Here is a 15,232-nt window from a genome sequence, read left to right on the forward strand (position 1 = left end):
GCGATATCAAGACCAATTGTAGTAATGTTCATAGTGGACCCGTCCTCTTTCTGATGAGTTTAAGCAACTACATCGTGGCCCATTGCGAGGCCGATTAAAAGTGGATGGGTCCATTCCATTATCCATGGCTCTACTAAGGCTACCTCGTCATCCATGACTCGCTCACGCGACTAATGTTTACAAGAGTTCTTCAATGCCTTCGGCAACTCCGATGGGGAATGGGTGTTTTCTGTAAGTCTTCAATTAATTGTGAGATTAGTACTTTACTATGGGGAACACTTTTGGTCGATTTTGTGCTTTTCTAACCCCGTGTAGATACGGCTGAAGCCTTCGGTTTCAGGGATGAAACCGCAGAGCGGCCAGGGATGGCGTAAAGCGTGCTTCAGCAGTGTCTGCACATGCGCCGGCCGCAGGCAATTGGAACCACAAATGCTGGAAGTTACATCAAATGCTGCCTAAGCATTAGCAAATCAAAGGTTCACCGCTTTAGATTTTTCCTAATCAAAATATACGGCATATACTAAAAGTTTCGCTTTTCTAATTTAGTGTCGATGCGGCCGTGACCGTCCATGACATGGATGTCATGGCCGAGCTTCCATGGATGGACTTGCGGCGTGTCACGGCAGCGTCTGCACATACGCCGGCTGCAAGCCATTGGAACCACTGATGTCGGAAGCGACATCAAATGCTACCTAAGCATTAACAACCTAAAGGTTCACCGCTGTAGGTTCTTCCTAGCGTTAACGCGTTGGCTAGAACCGCGTATCAAAACACTGGCTGCAAGCCATTGGAACCACCAATGCTAGAAGTTAGTTTGAAGATTCAAGTGATGATAAACCCAAAGGTTCATCGCTTTAGCTCTAAAGCTACATAAGTAGGCTTAGCTCAAAGCCTACAAATAAACACTTGGTAAAACTAAGTTGCCAACCCCACGTTCGGTTAGCCGTGCTGCTAACTCAAGCATCTGCTCTTCACTGCAGGTTGGCCAATTAAGGGCTTCGCCTGTTACTCCGTGGTGTTGAAAGGCGTTAAGCTTCACTCTTACATTGTCAGGTAACTGGCTTAGATAACCTGCTATGGCGTTAACCTCACTGTCTATATCACTGACTTTGGGAATATACAGTAGGCGTATTTCGTATAACTTACCCTCAGCAAGGAGTAACTTTAAACTGCTAAATACCCGATGATTATCACGGCCGGTAATATAATAGTGGGTGTGCTCTTGCCAAGATTTTAGGTCGATCATAGCGCCATCTAAGTAAGGCATTACTTGCTGCCAGCCACCCTCAGATAAATAACCGTTGCTGTCGATCATACAGCTTAAATGAGCTAAATCTGCGCTGGCTTTTATCGCTTGAAACAGCTCGACGATAAACGGCAGTTGCAAAGTGGCTTCGCCGCCGCTGACGGTGATGCCATTGATAAAGTGCACTTGGTTGCGGATGAGCGTAAGCATTTGCTCTACGCTGTATTGACGAGTCTTAGGGCTAGATTGCTTAGGGCAGGTGGTTAAACAAATATCGCATTGGGTGCACTTGTCACTGTCCCAAACGATCTTAGATTTACCTTGAACTGTTGTTGTCAGAGCTAACGCATCTGCTGGGCAGGTGGCCACGCAATCGCCGCAACTGTCGCACATGTCTATGGTGTACGGGTTGTGGCAATTCTTGCAGTTAAAATTACATCCCTGCATGAAGATAACCAGACGACTGCCTGGGCCATCGACACAAGAAAATGGAATGATTTGGTTAACTGTCGCGACTCTACTCATCTTTTTACTCTAGATCCATAATCTAATAGGTGACTTTACTTGGTATATGCTGGTGTGTGTTCATGGGCGACCACACGTGGCTGGCGCTCTAAAATCTTAGTGTTTTGCGCGGCTTCTGCACCTAGCCAGGTGGTGTTAGTGCGTGAGCCCATTTCTTTAAAGCGGGCAATGTCCGACAATTTGACCATATAACCTGTCACACGCACTAAATCGTTTGAGGCTACGTTAGCGGTGAACTCGCGGAAACCTAAGCTCAGTGCGCCTTTGCACAGCTGCATCATCGCCTGTGGATTAGCTTTAATGGTTTCATCTATGGTGAGAATGTCGCTAATGCCCGAGGTGTAATACTGGTGATGTTCCGCTAGGGCTTGAATATGAGCGATTGGGTTTGGCTCTGTGCCGTACGGAATACGCACGCCCGGTGTGACGTCTTTATCTATGCTAATGCCGCCTTGTGAATGCAGCAGGGCTAGGCCGTTATAACCATATTTCACCTGGGTCGACTTTACTATGCCATCGAGGGCTTTTGAGATCTTGTGGCCGAGTTCGTTAGCGGCGGCATTATGGCCGTAATGGTTGCTCGGCTTATCTATGTTGTCTTCATCAAAATCTGGCGTACCTTGCAAAATATTGACCGCTTCTGCCATGCCGTAAATGCCAAGCATAGGCGCAAAACGTGATTCCTCAATCAGCCCCTCTTTGACTAAGAAGCTGTTGAAGAAGTTAGAGTCTTCATGCAAAAACTTGGCGCGTGCATCGATTAACTCGTAGGTTAACTGGCAATAGTGCGGTAGTACTCGGCTAAAGAAGTCACCCTCACTATTGGCTTGTAATGCGACTTGTTTTAGGTTCAGCCTGACTAAAGTGTTCGCGCCGCCAGCGAGTGGCAGTGAGTTATAGCAACTGACGATACCAAAACCTTTATCATCGAAGCTGTTGGCATGTAGCGGGTAATTGGCAATATGCGGCTTGCTGCACTCACAGATATTGCTGGCGGCGACTTGTAGAAGCTCATCAGGAGTGATTTCTGGGTCGTACATAAAAGTCAGGTTAGGTGCTATCTGCTTAAGCTCGGCATCGACACGTAAAATGGTGCGGCAAACAATATTGTCTGTCGGGCCGATGTTTACGTGCATAAAGGCATCTGGCAAGGTGCGGTCTAGCATGATCCAAAATAGCTTTAATTTACGATAAATAGTCTCGTCATCAAGACCTTGGCAAAATGGTAATAGCACGTCATCGAGTTGACCTAGATAAACGGGAATATTGGTGACTGATGGTACATGGTGATAGATGATAGTTAATGCATTTAAGGCTTCATCTAAGTCTTGCGCCGGGCTTAGCTCTAAATACTCAGAACCATTTTGTAAAAACTTGGCGTAATCGGGCAGAACATATCTTGGCTTGAACGGCGCGTTGCCTTCAAACATATCACAGATAACACCTTGCTCTTTGGCCTCGGCTACGGCATCTGACACCTCAACATAAGGCAGACTCGCTTCTGCTTCTAAGGCTAAGAAGTTAGACTTTTGCTTTGGCGAAAGGTTAGGGTCACGAGCTATTTGAGCGATTCTGTTTGCGACGGTCATGGTGCAGTATCCACTAATATTTTATGGATATATTTTAAGATGCTAACGCTAAATTCTTATAGTGAAAAACGGCTAAAGAGTGATTGCCAATTTGGAAATCCGAAGCCAAGGTTCTCAACTTATTTGAAAGTGAGTCGGTGAGCGGGGCAGGCTGGCAACTGCCAGCCTGCATAAGGTGAGAACAAAGCTAAAGCGAGCTAGAAGAAACCTAACGGATTAGCATCGTAACTGATCAACAGGTTCTTAGTGTTCTGGTAGTGATCTAACATCATCTTGTGGGTTTCACGGCCAATACCTGATTTTTTATAACCGCCAAAGGCGGCGTGAGCAGGGTAGGCGTGGTAACAGTTAATCCATACGCGTCCCGCTTGAATGCCGCGTCCCATACGCTGGGCGGTATTCATATCGCGAGTCCATACACCTGCACCTAGACCGTATTCGGTATCGTTGGCAATCGCTAAGGCTTCAGCCTCATCTTTAAAGGTCGTTACCGAAATGACTGGGCCAAAAATCTCCTCTTGGAAGATGCGCATATCATTGGTGCCCTTTAAGATTGTCGGCGTAATATAAAAGCCATGACCGTGTTCACCTTCAAGTTTGCATATGTCACCACCAATCAATACCTCAGCACCTTCGTCTTTACCTATGTCCAGGTAGCTTAAGATCTTATCGAACTGCTCCTGTGAGGCTTGCGCCCCCACTTGGGTGTCGGTATCGAGTGGGTTACTTTGCTTAATAGTTTTACAGCGCTCAATCACCTTAGCAATAAACTTGTCGTAAATAGACTCGTGAATTAATGCGCGTGATGGGCAGGTACAGACTTCACCTTGATTGAAAAACGCCAACAACATGCCCTCTATGGCTTTATCGAGGTATTCATCTTCATGATCCATTACATCGGCAAAAATAACGTTAGGAGACTTACCGCCCAGCTCGACGGTTGATGGAATTAACGATTCCGCGGCGCACTTTAATATATGGTGACCCACCTCAGTTGAACCGGTAAAGGCCAGCTTAGCGATACGCTTGCTGGTGGCCAGAGCTTGGCCCGCCTCGGCGCCGAAACCGTTGACCACGTTGAGTATGCCTTTAGGCAGTAAGTCCTCGATAAGTTCCAGCAGCACTAGAATCGACACTGGCGTCTGTTCGGCTGGTTTAAGCACCACGCAGTTACCTGCAGCAAGTGCTGGAGCAATTTTCCAGGCAGCCATTAGTAAGGGAAAGTTCCAGGGAATAATCTGCCCAACTACACCTAACGGCTCAGGGAAATGATAACTGACCGTATTACTGTCAATGTCGGCTGCACTGCCTTCTTGGGCACGAATACAACCGGCAAAATAACGGAAATGGTCGACCACTAATGGTAGGTCGGCGGCTAAGGTTTCGCGCACCGCTTTGCCGTTATCCCAAGTCTCGGCGACTGCCAGTGACTCTATATTCTGCTCTATGCGATCGGCAATGCGCAGTAAGGTGTTAGCACGTTCAGTGACAGAGGTTTTGCCCCAGCTCTCTTTGGCTTCGTGAGCAGCATCAAGCGCCAGTTCTATATCGACAGAACCTGAGCGCGGCACCTGGCAGAATACTTGGCCATCTACGGGGGAGGTGTTGTCAAAGTAAAGGTTATTAACGGGCTTTACCCATTCACCGCCTATGAAATTTTGGTACTGAGGTTTGAAATTAATAATCGCGTCGGCGGTTCCTGGTTTGTTATAAATCATGCTAACTCTTCCTTGTATATTTTTTTGACAACTCAGTTTAGTAGATAATTTATGACTGAGTAGATAGGAGGAAAGTCGAGTAGCTTGCAGGCGTTTTTATCCCTAATATTGGAGAGGCTTCGCATCGGAGTTTTATTATGCCTAATCATTATGTTTATGACTTTGGCGCATTGCTTCTATGCAAAATATGCACTTCATTCATATTGATTTATCGCCTATCCTTACCAACATCAGATTTAATAGGAACTTGTCATGTTTAACGCACTGATTTTGACCCAAGAAGAAAAGAAGACGTTGGCGAATGTTGGCCAAATTACCGAAGCAGACCTGCCTGAAGGTGAGGTATTGGTGGATGTTTCATGTTCATCACTCAACTACAAAGATGGCCTAGCGGTTACTGGTGTAGGCAAAATTATCCGTAACTTCCCTATGGTTCCAGGTATCGACTTTGCGGGTACAGTGCTTGAGTCAAGCGATGAGCGTTATCAAGCGGGCGACAAGGTCATTCTTACCGGCTGGGGTGTGGGTGAAAACCACTGGGGCGGCCTAGCTGAAAAAGCCCGGGTTAAAGCCGACTGGCTGGTACCTATGCCAAGCAATTGCGACGCTGCTAAAGCGATGCAAATTGGTACAGCGGGTCTTACCGCCATGTTATGTGTACAAGCATTGCAAAATGCAGGTATTAAGCCACAAGACGGTGATATTTTAGTGACTGGTGCTAGTGGTGGTGTTGGCAGTGTAGCGGTGACCTTGCTAGCGCAGTTAGGGTATCGTGTAGTGGCAAGCTCTGGTCGCATAGAACAAAATGGCGCTCTGCTAACTAAGTTAGGCGCCAGCGAAGTGATTGATCGCAGCGAGCTTGAAGCCGACTCTCGTCCGCTTGAAAAGCAACGTTGGGCGGGTGTAGTTGATACTGTCGGTAACAAGGTATTAGCAACGGCACTCGCACAGATGAACTACGGCGGCGCGGCAGCAATTTGTGGTTTAGCGGGCGGTTTTGCACTACCTACAACGGTAATGCCATTTATTTTACGTGGCGTGAATCTTCTCGGTGTTGACTCAGTTTCTTGTCCATTTGAAAAGCGTCAAGCTGCATGGGAAGCAGTGCTTAACTTACTACCTGCTAGCTACTTTGAAGATGCTTGCGAGACGATTTCACTTGAGCAAGTGCCTGAGTTTGCCCAGCGCATTATTAAAGGCCAAGTGACTGGACGCGTGTTGGTTCAGTTATAAGTAGGTTCTAGGAAAAGATAGGTCCTAGGAAAGGCTAAGAAAGGTCCTAGGGAAAGCCAAGATGGAAAGCCGGAAAAGCCGGAAAAGCTAAGAAAGAGCTAATAAGCGGCAAAGGTACTGTTTTTTATCTTTGCTTTTCCTAGCAGGGCGCAGCCCGTCCTCGTAGCGGAGCGTCCTAGGGCCTAGTACCTTGTTTATTTAGCCCGTCCTCGTAGCGGAGCGTCCTAGGGCCTAGTACCTTGTTTATTTAGCCCGTCCTCGCAGCGTAGCGTCCTAGGATCTAGGTCCTTCTTTATTGCATATTCTGCGGCGTTTGCGAGAGTAAGCTTTGCGTGGCATTGGCTATCTCTTGGCGTAACCACTTCTGTGCTTTATCTTGCTCACAGCGAGAATGCCAAAACAGATTGTAATCTAAGCTTTGTAGCTTAAAAGGCAGTGGTTTTACTTTTAGTTGGTGACGTTCGGCAGCTATTGCGGCCATGCCTTCTGGCACGGTAATAATCAGTGGGTTGACCGATTGCAGTGCCAGCGCGGTATCTAAATGTGGCGTCCTTAATACTTCAGTCCGCGGTGGATATTGGCTAATGGCTTCATCAAGCAGAGTTTTCACACCATCGCTAATTGCAATAGTGGCGTGAGGATAATGCAGGTAATCCTCAAGGCTAATATCGCTATTGGCTAATGGGTGATTTGGCGACACTAAACAGCTTACCCCCACCTTGCCGAGAAACGTGTGTTGCAGATTGCCCGTTTGACCAATGGCGCGACAAATTGCCATATCGGCACCTTTTACGCTGAGCTGCGCCTGTAATTCTTTTTGCTGCACAGGCACAATTTCAAGGCGGATCTGCGGCGCTTTTTGATAAATCTGCGGCAAGATAAACGGGATCAGCGCTTGCATCGCATAATCAGTCGCGGCTATCGAAAATTGCTGCTGGCACTCCTCTGGCACAAAAGCTTTAGGGGTTAGCAGGTCAATCAATTGCCCAGTAGGTTGGCGTAGTTGGTGGTAGCATTCTAAGGCAAAAGAGGTCGGCACTAGCTGCTGACCAACTCGCGAAAATAGCGGGTCATCTAGCATGTCGCGTAGCCGAGATAGTATGCGGCTGGTTGCAGACTGGCTTAAGTGCAATCGCTTAGCAGCCTGAGTGACACTGCGCTCTTCCACTAAAATTTGCAGTGCAATTAACAAGCTTAGATCTTGGCGATAGATCTCTTCTAATTCCATAATGCGTTACTTTTCTCACGTCATGACGAACGTTAATACGACTGATTTATCAGGGTTAGCTTAATGATGACACACCAAGTCAATTTCTTAAAAATTTTATCCGCCTGAACAAGTCGTTCGTTGAAATTTATTTGACGAAAGCGCACTTCGATTTAACAAGTTGTTAGCGTTAGAAGTTTCAGATGCTTATGCCCACTATCCAAGGTGTTTTTTTGTTTGTGTTAGTGGGCGAAACTTCACGCTAATTCATGCCTGTAAAGGTTTTTTGGTTATAGGTCTAGGTTTGGAATAAATTCCAAAATACCTCTAAAGTAATAAAAAAAGCAAACTTTAGACCTAGGTTAAATTTCAGATATGTTGTTTTATTGTTTCTGGTAAATACCTATTGGACTCCCGTTTTGGAACTCATTCCAGCCTTATCATTCTTGCGTCTAATAAAAACTAATAGGGTGATGACAGATGAGCAATAAAGATCTGCTAGGACGCCGTAATTTCATTAAAGGATTCGGAGCTGCAGCAGGCGTAGCAATCGCTGCACCAGCATTGGCCGTATCTGAGAAAGCGGATGGCGTAAAATGGGACAAAGAAGTTGAAGTCCTAATCATTGGTTCAGGTTTTGCGGGTTTAGCGGCTGCGATTGAAGCAACGCGTAAAGGCGCAAAAGATGTACATATCTTTGAAAAGATGTCTTATTTTGGCGGTAACTCTGCCATTAATGGTGGCTTGTTCGCAGCCCCTGGCACACCAATGCAAAAGCAAGAAGGTGTGAAAGATTCTGTAGAGACAATGGTTGCTGACCAGCTAGCATCAGGCCGCGGTATTGCCGATGAAGCGCTACTTCGCCACGTTGCTGAGCACGCTGTAGAAGCCTTGCAGATGACTCTAGATGCGGGTTCTGAATATCACCCATACCTACAGCAGTTAGGCGGCCATTCTGTGGCACGTACTTACCAAACTACAGTGAGCTGTGGCGCTGGTATTACTCAGCCACTATTACATGAGTGCCGTAAGATTGGTGTCCATACTCATAACCGCGCTAAGTTCGAAGGTTTCTTAGTGGGTGACAAAGGTGAAGTACTTGGCGTGAAAATGCGCGACAACTATCACTTTGGTGAAGACCAGCCTGGTAAAGTCACTAATATTCGTGCCACTCGCGGCGTGATTATGGCTACAGGTGGTTTTGCACAAAACGTTGATTTACGTATGGCGCAAGACCCAACATTAACTGCTGAAGTAGGTTGTACTAACGCACCTGGCGCTACTGGTGAAGGTATGTACGAAATGTTCCGCCTAGGCGCAGTACCTGTTCACTTAGCGCATATCCAGTCTGGCCCATGGGCATCACCTGATGAAGGTGGATTTGGTTATGTTTCTAACTACTCTATCTACAACTTCCCACATTCAGTTGCGATTGACCGTCTAACCGGTAAGCGCTTTATGAACGAAATTGCTGACCGTAAGACCCGTGCCGATGCCGAGTTGAACTGTCGTGATGCTAAAGGTAATGCACTGCCGCCGATTCTAATCACTAGCTATGAAGATTCGAAGAAGCATCCAAATACTAAGAAAGTACTTAAGTACAACGTAGGTTGGAAGTTTGATTCAATTGAAGAGCTAGCTAAGCACTTTGAAGTGCCATTAGCGCCGCTTAAACAGCAAATTACTGAGTACAACGACTACGTTAAGACTCAAAATGATCCACAGTTTGGCAAGAATATGACAGAAGCTAAGGGCAAATATATTAAAGCGCCTTTCACTGTCGTTCGCTTATGGCCAAAAGTGCACTACTGCCAAGGCGGTGTGCAGATCAACACTAACGCTGAAGTAAAAGACAGCTTTACTGGTCAAGCTATTCCTGGTCTATACGCAGCTGGTGAAGTGTGTGGTGGTATTCATGGTGTGAGCCGTTTGGGTAGTTGCTCTATTCCTGAATGCATGGTGATGGGTATGACTGCTGCACGCAGCATGATGAAAGCCTAAATCTGCCAGATAATTAAGAGGAATAAGTGATGAGTAAATTAAAAGCGGTATTAGCGCTAACATTTGGTTGCCTACTAACACTGTCTGCACAGGCTGTTGAAATACGTGACCACCATAAAGAAGTGATCGGTAAAGATTGTAAAGCATGTCATGACAATGGCATTAAGCAGTTCCCTTCAGATCAGGCGTGTTTGCAGTGTCATGATGTTGATGACTTAGCTGAGCAAACGGCGCGCAGTGAAGAAGATAAGTGGCAAAACCCACACAATAACTTGCACTATGGTAAAGAGCTTCCTTGCCAAGAGTGTCATAGTGAGCATGGTACTAAGCAGCCACTATGTAGCAACTGTCATACCTTTAAGTACGACAAGCATAAAGAGTAAATTAATCGTTTATTAAAAGGTAATTAGTAACTTCATCTCTTACCTATTACTTTGAAAATTCCTGCAATTTAAAAAGACCACATTAGTGGTCTTTTTTATTTATTTCTTCATGATTATTTCTTTTTCCAATTGTGACTTAAGTAGTCTTATAAGCTTAGAAGTCTCGAATAGGTATGTTTTTGGAACTGATTCCATCTATATGATTTTAATTAATAAGTTTTATAAATTATATAAAGGGTGATGATAATGAAGTACAAAATTCTACTGAGTAGTTTGCTTTTATCTAACGGGTTAGTTGCTGGAGAAGTGCCAGATTTTTTAGATGCCAATGATGTTAATCATGCGCAATTTCAATGTTTAGGTGAGTCGCCAACTTATAGCGCTAAAGATCAAAAGTATATTGATATTCTATGGGATGAAACACTGACTTATTTACGTGCTTACGCTGAAGCACTCACTAATGACCAAAACAGTGGTTGCCTAAACTCTGACACCGCAATGGTAGATTCCACGGAAGGTGGGCAGCACATGTGCGTGATGGACAGGCGCGACATGAAGTTGATGGTTAAAAACATCTATCAAGTTTTAAATAATGCTGACCAAGCTAAAAAGTGTTTTGGTGCACGCGAAGAGGTTAATTGGATCTATAGCCCAGGTGGAGAGCTTGCTAAAAACTCACCGGTAGCCCAGCATTTTAAGCGCACGACTTTTGAAGAATTCTTCGATAATAAAGTCACTGATAAACAAGTTAAAGCTCATGGTAAAAGTTTTACTAAAAACTTTTACAAGATGGTGACGGGTGATGAGGTGAAGATGCCTGCGGTATTCCCGTACGACATTAGTGCTAACTCACTGCCCAACCTTTGGGCCGCTGCTGGCTGGTTCCCTATGTACGCTGAAGAGAGTAAGCGCAACGATAAGAACTTTGACAATATTCGCGGTGGTTACGCCTACGCTGAAATCTTTGGTCACTGGGGCTTATTGCGTATTGATGAAATCAATGGTGAAAAGGTTGGGGCTGAAGTGGGCATGACAGTGCAATCTGTCGATACGCTATATCCGTTCCATAATCATGCCGTGTCAGAAATGTACTACAACATGCGTGTGCCGGCTTGTACCAATCAGTTCAAAACTATTGCAGTGCGTGAAGATTCACCGTTAGTTAAAACGGTAAAAGAAGACGACACCATGCGCCGTGTGCAGTTTGATGAAGGTCAGCATAATTCGCAAACCATGTGGTTATCTGGCAGCGCTGAACAAGACTCGTTGATCTATTTCCACCAAAACACTATCCATGCATTTGACGTAGATGGAAGCTGTGAAGCTAAACCAGAAGAGCGTGCAATTGTGTCAGTTTGGGCGCGTAGCAATGCTAACGACAAACGCAATGATTACGGCACCACTTTGCTATGTGAATCAGCTGCAAATCCAGGCACACCCGCTAAGCGTGGCGAGGTTATTCAGTGTGATTTAACTAAGGTTAAATGGTAAAGCGCAGTCATTAAAAACCGAAAAGCCAACGCGATGCGTTGGCTTTTATGCTGTGCTCTGAATGTGGTTTGAGCTTTAGCTCAGCATGCCATCTAGAGGTACTTCGCCTAGCTCATGAACATTGGCTTTGATCAAATTGATCAGCTGATAAGTTGCCTCTGTTTGTGTGTTTGGGTTGAGATATAAGGACTCATTGAATGTTGGCAACGGCGGAATGTTGTGCTCGATAGGATCGATTATCTGCATCTTATCGCTAATACGAAATTCTGCAATTGGCGCAATCACTAAGTCATTTTCAACTGCCATGCACATAGCTGTTGGTGACGGAGTTGACAGTAGTACACTCATTGGGCGCATCGAGATTTGATGGTTGGCAAATACCTGAGCGCGAATAGGGCAGTTTTCAGGGTACAGCGCCATAGGCACGGTTTCACGTTTATGGGCGCTACCGCCTTTAGCGGCTACCCAGTGAAAACGGCGTTCAAATAACAGCTCGCCATGTCCAGCTGCGGGCGGTTGCCAATGAGTGGCCACAATCACATCGAACTCACCGTTATGTAGCCGTTTATACAGGTTACCACTCACGTCGGTGTCTATGACTAATTCGATACAGGTAAATTCACGAATAAATTCTAATAAGAAGCTGCCTAGATAACGATTGATATAATCAGTGGGTACCCCAAGTCGTATGACTTCACGGTTTTGACAATCTTTCAGCTCGTCAATTGCCTGTGAACTGAGCTGTAACATCTTATAGGCGTAGTTCAGCAGCGTCTTACCAGATTCTGTTAAGGTCACACCTTTGTTATCTCTTAATAGCAAAGGCTGGCCGACACTTTCTTCTAGCTTCTTGATTTGTAAGCTTATAGTTGACTGCGTACGGCAAAGCTTGTCTGCTGCTTTGGAAAGGTTTCCACATTCAACTACCGCGATAAAGCTTTCTAATAGTTCAATTTTTAGCATGGGCTATTGAGTTTATTCATGATGCTATCAGTATTACTCAATACCTCAACAACCTCTATGCTGCTATTTTATCAATGTGAACTGAATTTAAATTGATTGTTAGATTTGTGAAGAGGTCGACATGAGTAATTGGCAGAGTAGAGAAAGTTACTTAACTGAGGTTGCTGAGCGCTGTTTGCGTGGCCATAAAAGCTTTGATTTACGCCGTTCTCATTTAGTCGATGCGAGCCAGATCTCTAAAGGCACCATCTATAACCATTTTCCTACGGAAGCAGATTTAGTGGTGGCGGTGGCTACGGCACATTACAGGAAACGTCTCGAAAGAGCATCGATTGATGACACTCTATATGATGATTATTTAACGCGATTCCTGATGCACCATTGCTGGGGTCTGCGTGACGATCTGCTATATGATCGTTTTATTATTTCCCGCGTAATGCCAAACCCTGAACTGTTAGAGCTAGTAACGGATGATAACCGCGCGGCATTCGAGCAGGTTTATGGTGATTACATTCGGTGGAATAACCAGCTGATTCAATCAGTCGGCGTGGTAGAAGGCTTTAACCGCGCAGAGCTTGTTGCTAACTACCTACGCGGCGCACTGATTAATTGTGATGATGCCGGTAAGCAATATGATGATGCGAGTCTGTACTATCAATTCAGCTATGCGTTATCGCAGTTAATGGGCCACTCTGATAAGCGTATCCCTAATCAGTTAGCCTACGTAAGCTGGCTTGCCAGCCAAGAAGAAACGGCAAACGCAGCTTAAATAGTGCTGAAATTATGGTTACTGCAGCGGTAAATTAATGCTAACTTTTAATCCGTTAGGCTGCTGATTGACTGCGGTTATCTTACCTTGATGCGCCTGTATTGCGGCCTTGGCAATGGCTAAGCCTAATCCCCAGCCGCCAGACTCTCTTTCTCGTGCCGATTGTGGTCGGTAAAATGGTTTGAATATCGCTTCTAAGTCGGATTCGTCGCTAATGCCAGGGCCATCATCGATAATCTCAATTTGCACGCCAGTTTTACTGACCATGGCCTGAATCGAGACTTGAGTGTTGGCATAGCGAATCGCATTTCTAAGCAGGTTCTCTACCGCTCTAGTTAAAGGCCTAGGGTAAAGCGGTAACACGATAGATTCATCTATGTCTATATGCAGCAGTTTTTGTTGCTGCTGAGCTTCGAAATCGGCATCATCCAACACTTGGCTTAAGGTTTCGGCCAGTTCAAGGCTACGTTTATTCTCGTTGGCATTAAGCTTTACACGAGACAGCTCTAACAGTTCGGCAATCATCTGTTCTAGCTGATCGGCCTCATACTCAATTCGTTCCATCTCTGGTGTTTCTTGCCCCTTTTTGCGGCTCAGTGCCAAAGAGAGCTTGAGTCTTGTAAGCGGGGTGCGCAGCTCATGAGAGATATCGCTGATCAGTCTCTGTTGACTGTTAACCATATCTTCAACCGAGTCCGCCATGCCATTAAAGGCTTGAGCCAGCTGGCCGATTTCGTCGTTACGCTGAGCTGTCGCGATATCGACCCGGCTACTTAGATCACCATCGGCGAGAGCGTCGGCGCTGCGTTTTAGTGAGCGCAATGGCTTGCCAAGATGCCAGGCAAATAATCCACATAGCAGACCAGATAAGATAATGGCAATGCTTAATGTGAGGATCTTATTGTCGATAAAGAAGAAGAACCACGGCCTTGGATGATGTTCAGGTAAGCGGCCATATAGACTGAAAGGTTTACCTGCTATCTCAAAATTATAGGGGCCAAAAATCAGCTCATCTCTAAACTGATGCTTAATCGGATGGCCGGCTTCATCGGCCATCAGCATAAAGCGCCTTAAAGCTCGAGATTGTTTATGGGTATTGAGTACCTTGCCGTACTCATCGACCAAATAGATGCGGGCCGGCCGGCCTTTAAATTCTTTAAAGCGGCTTAAATGTTTGAGCTTTTCAGTGCCCAGAACCTGCGGATTTGCACTAATACGCTCGGCACTTTTTTCAAGCATGCGCTCGAGAGGTGCTGGCAATTCAGATTGATCATGGTTTTGCTGCAATAAAGGCAGCAGCCCAATGAGCGCGATGATCAAGGAGCTACACAGCCAAAAACCCAGCAGTAGCTTAACAAAAATATTATTAGGGTTTTTTGTTAGCTGCATTTAGGGTAACCAGATATAACCTTTGCCACGAATGGTTTTCACTCTAGGGCGGCCGTCGTCTCGTTCAGGCATCTTCTTACGCAGGTTAGAAAGGTGCATATCTAAGCTGCGGTCGAATGGCATCAACTTCTTACCTAGTACCTTTTCACTTAAGGTCTCTTTACTCGCGAGCTCGCCAGCATTTTTGACGAGTTCAAACAGCAGGCTGAATTCTGTGCCTGTAAGTATGATGAGCTGATCTTGGCAATGCACTTCTTGACGAGTGGGATCTAAATTGATGTCACCATACTGATGTGTCGCCTGAGGGGCTTCACTTGGCTGTATATGAGTGCGACGGATAATAGCTCGAATACGTGCCACTAATTCTCGGTCGTTAAATGGCTTAGGTAAATAGTCGTCTGCGCCAATCTCTAAGCCGACGACACGATCGATTTCATCACCTCTGGCGGTGAGCATCAATACTGGCGTCTGCTTTTTACTACGAAGTGCGCGTAATACCTCGAAGCCATTGAGTTTTGGTAGCATAACGTCGAGTAAGATAAGGTCGAATTGTTGCTCAATAGCGAGATCTAGACCCGACTGGCCATCATGGGCAAGTGTTAGCTCAAAACCTTCCAGTTCTAGCAGTTGTGCAAGCAACTCAGATAGACCTAAGTCATCATCTACCAACAATATACGGCTCATATTTACCCTTTTACTCTACCTTTACTGTGGTGAG

13 protein-coding genes are annotated in these 15,232 nt (G+C 45.6%); 5 read left to right on the top strand and 8 right to left on the bottom strand.

Features of this window, described 5'->3' with window-relative positions; translation table 11 throughout:
- Positions 1–520 precede the first annotated feature (520 nt).
- The 4 genes from K5Q73_RS07370 to K5Q73_RS07385 all read right to left on the bottom strand — a co-directional run bounded on the left by K5Q73_RS07370 (position 521) and on the right by K5Q73_RS07385 (position 5,078).
- Positions 521–682: a hypothetical protein gene (locus tag K5Q73_RS07370; protein WP_220766137.1), complete on the bottom strand. Its 162-nt coding sequence runs from the start codon at positions 680–682 to the stop codon at positions 521–523.
- 210 nt (positions 683–892) lie between these two features.
- Positions 893–1,771 (bottom strand): YjjW family glycine radical enzyme activase, encoded by an 879-nt coding sequence (locus K5Q73_RS07375; protein WP_220760747.1) that lies wholly within the window; start codon positions 1,769–1,771, stop codon positions 893–895.
- Between the two features lie 35 nt (positions 1,772–1,806).
- Positions 1,807–3,360, bottom strand: coding sequence for a YjjI family glycine radical enzyme (locus K5Q73_RS07380; protein WP_220760749.1), 1,554 nt, complete (start codon positions 3,358–3,360; stop codon positions 1,807–1,809).
- Between the two features lie 197 nt (positions 3,361–3,557).
- The gene (locus K5Q73_RS07385; protein ID WP_220760750.1) at positions 3,558–5,078 is read right to left on the bottom strand and encodes an aldehyde dehydrogenase family protein; all 1,521 of its coding nucleotides are present in this window, start codon (positions 5,076–5,078) and stop codon (positions 3,558–3,560) included.
- 252 nt (positions 5,079–5,330) lie between these two features.
- On the opposite strand from K5Q73_RS07385, the gene K5Q73_RS07390 reads away from it, so the two are divergent.
- Positions 5,331–6,311 carry an MDR family oxidoreductase gene (locus K5Q73_RS07390; RefSeq protein ID WP_220760752.1) on the top strand — a complete coding sequence of 327 codons (981 nt, stop codon included), beginning with the start codon at positions 5,331–5,333 and terminating at the stop codon, positions 6,309–6,311.
- A gap of 292 nt (positions 6,312–6,603) precedes the next feature.
- Here the strand turns inward: K5Q73_RS07390 and K5Q73_RS07395 are convergent, their stop codons facing one another.
- A complete protein-coding gene (locus K5Q73_RS07395; protein WP_220760754.1) occupies positions 6,604–7,539 on the bottom strand; it encodes a LysR family transcriptional regulator in 936 nt (311 codons plus the stop codon).
- A gap of 459 nt (positions 7,540–7,998) precedes the next feature.
- Between K5Q73_RS07395 and K5Q73_RS07400 the strand changes: the two genes are divergently transcribed.
- From K5Q73_RS07400 to K5Q73_RS07410, 3 genes are all read left to right on the top strand, one after another.
- Positions 7,999–9,519: a flavocytochrome c gene (locus K5Q73_RS07400; protein WP_220760756.1), complete on the top strand. Its 1,521-nt coding sequence runs from the start codon at positions 7,999–8,001 to the stop codon at positions 9,517–9,519.
- 29 nt (positions 9,520–9,548) lie between these two features.
- Positions 9,549–9,902, top strand: a complete 354-nt coding sequence (locus K5Q73_RS07405) for a cytochrome c3 family protein (RefSeq protein WP_220760758.1) — start codon at positions 9,549–9,551, stop codon at positions 9,900–9,902.
- Positions 9,903–10,148: 246 nt separating this feature from the next.
- Positions 10,149–11,393, top strand: a complete 1,245-nt coding sequence (locus K5Q73_RS07410) for a hypothetical protein (protein ID WP_220760760.1) — start codon at positions 10,149–10,151, stop codon at positions 11,391–11,393.
- A 75-nt stretch (positions 11,394–11,468) separates the two neighbouring features.
- On the opposite strand, the gene K5Q73_RS07415 is transcribed toward K5Q73_RS07410, so the two are convergent.
- Positions 11,469–12,356, bottom strand: a complete 888-nt coding sequence (locus tag K5Q73_RS07415; RefSeq protein ID WP_220760762.1) for a LysR family transcriptional regulator — start codon at positions 12,354–12,356, stop codon at positions 11,469–11,471.
- 121 nt (positions 12,357–12,477) lie between these two features.
- Here K5Q73_RS07415 and K5Q73_RS07420 point away from each other — a divergent pair, with 121 nt between their 5' ends.
- Positions 12,478–13,125, top strand: coding sequence for a TetR/AcrR family transcriptional regulator (locus K5Q73_RS07420; protein WP_220760764.1), 648 nt, complete (start codon positions 12,478–12,480; stop codon positions 13,123–13,125).
- An 18-nt stretch (positions 13,126–13,143) separates the two neighbouring features.
- Here the strand turns inward: K5Q73_RS07420 and K5Q73_RS07425 are convergent, their stop codons facing one another.
- Together K5Q73_RS07425 and K5Q73_RS07430 are read right to left on the bottom strand one after the other, a co-directional pair.
- On the bottom strand, positions 13,144–14,514 hold the full coding sequence (locus K5Q73_RS07425) for an ATP-binding protein (RefSeq protein ID WP_220760766.1): 1,371 nt from the start codon (positions 14,512–14,514) through the stop codon (positions 13,144–13,146).
- On the bottom strand, positions 14,515–15,198 hold the full coding sequence (locus K5Q73_RS07430) for a response regulator (protein WP_220760767.1): 684 nt from the start codon (positions 15,196–15,198) through the stop codon (positions 14,515–14,517).
- Between the last annotated feature and the right edge of the window lie 34 nt (positions 15,199–15,232).

It is taken from the genome of Shewanella sp. MBTL60-112-B2, from assembly GCF_019655055.1.
In the GTDB taxonomy this organism is placed as follows: domain Bacteria; phylum Pseudomonadota; class Gammaproteobacteria; order Enterobacterales; family Shewanellaceae; genus Shewanella.